The 1,331-nt window shown below is 67.0% G+C and carries 1 protein-coding gene; it reads right to left on the reverse strand.

Annotated features, from left to right (window positions below; all coding sequences use genetic code 11):
* Positions 1–27 precede the first annotated feature (27 nt).
* A protein-coding gene (locus SRB5_RS35735) for an IS3 family transposase (protein ID WP_153458030.1) occupies positions 28–1,280 on the reverse strand; the annotation gives its coding sequence in 2 pieces (ribosomal slippage) (positions 28–998 and positions 998–1,280; 1,254 coding nt in all).
* Between the last annotated feature and the right edge of the window lie 51 nt (positions 1,281–1,331).

Raw genomic sequence — 1,331 nt, forward strand, 5'->3', positions numbered from 1 at the left:
TGAACCGTTCCGGGTTCGGTAGAGAGCTCAGTTGGTGGTTGTGACCTGCGGTTTCGTGGCTGTCAGGTAGTAGGTGTTCTCGTACTCGACGGGCGGGACGTGGCCTATCTCACCGTGCAGGCGTCGGTGGCAGTACCAGTCGACCCACTCGGCGGTGGCCAGCTCGACCTGGGAGAGTGTCTTCCAGGGCCGCTGGGGCTTGATCAGTTCGGTTTTGAACAGGCCGATCGTGCTCTCCATCAGCGCGTTGTCGTAGGCGTCGCCGACGGAGCCGATCGAGGCCGCGATGCCGGCGGCGTCCAGGTGTTCGGCCAGTTTGAAGCTGGTGTACTGGCTGCCCGCGTCGCTGTGGTGGATCAGCTCGCCCGGGATGTGGGGGTGTTCGTCGCGGTCGCGTTGCCACAGCGCCATCTCGAGCGCGTCCAGTACCAGCCGGGTCTCCTTCGACGTCGCCGCGGACCAGCCGACGATGCGCCGCGAGAAGGTGTCCACGACGAAGGCGACGTAGACCACCCCTGCCCAGGTCGCCACGTGCGTGAAGTCCGCGACCCAGCAGCGGTTCGGGGCGGCGGCGACGAAGTCGCGCTCGACGCGGTCCGGCGCCCGTGCCGCCTGCCCGTCCGGGATCGTGGTGATCACCTTTCTGCCGCGGACGGCGCCGGCGATGCCCAGCTCGCGCATCAGCCGCTCGACGGTGCAGCGGGCCACCGCATGTCCGCGGCGGTTCAGCTCCCGCCAGATCTTCCGCGCCCCGTAGACGCGGTAGTTGGTGTCGTAGACCTCTTCGATCAGTTCCTTCAGTCCGGCGTCGCGCAGGGTCCGGGCGGACGGGGCGGCGAGGCGCTGTTTGTGGGCGTAGTAGGTGGAGGGGGCGATCTTGCAGTCGTGCTCGGTCAGCACGCGGCAGATCGGATCGACACCGCCGAAGCGGCCCCGGTACTCGTCGACGAACGCTACGAGCGTGTCTGTGGCCGGTCGATCTCGGCCGCGAAGAAAGACGCCGCTGCCTTCAGGATCTCGTTCGCCCGCTTCAACTCGGCGTTCTCCTTCTTCAGCGCCTTGAGCTGGGCGGACTCCTCCGTTGTTGTTCCCGGTCGGCGGCCGGAGTCGACCTGGTCCTGCCGCACCCACTTGCGCAGCGTCTCGGTGGAGCCGATGCCCAGCTTCGAGGCGACCGCCTTCAGGGCGGCGGACTCACTGTCGTAGTCACCCAGGACCTCGGCGACCATACGCACCGCACGTCGGCGCAGCTCAGGCGGGTAGGAGGAAGATCGTGCCATGACTCGAATCCTTACACGTGTTCGAGTCTCCACCAAACCCGGAACGGTTCA

Origin of the sequence: Streptomyces smaragdinus (assembly GCF_009604385.1) — a bacterium.
Taxonomy (GTDB): domain Bacteria; phylum Actinomycetota; class Actinomycetes; order Streptomycetales; family Streptomycetaceae; genus Streptomyces; species Streptomyces smaragdinus.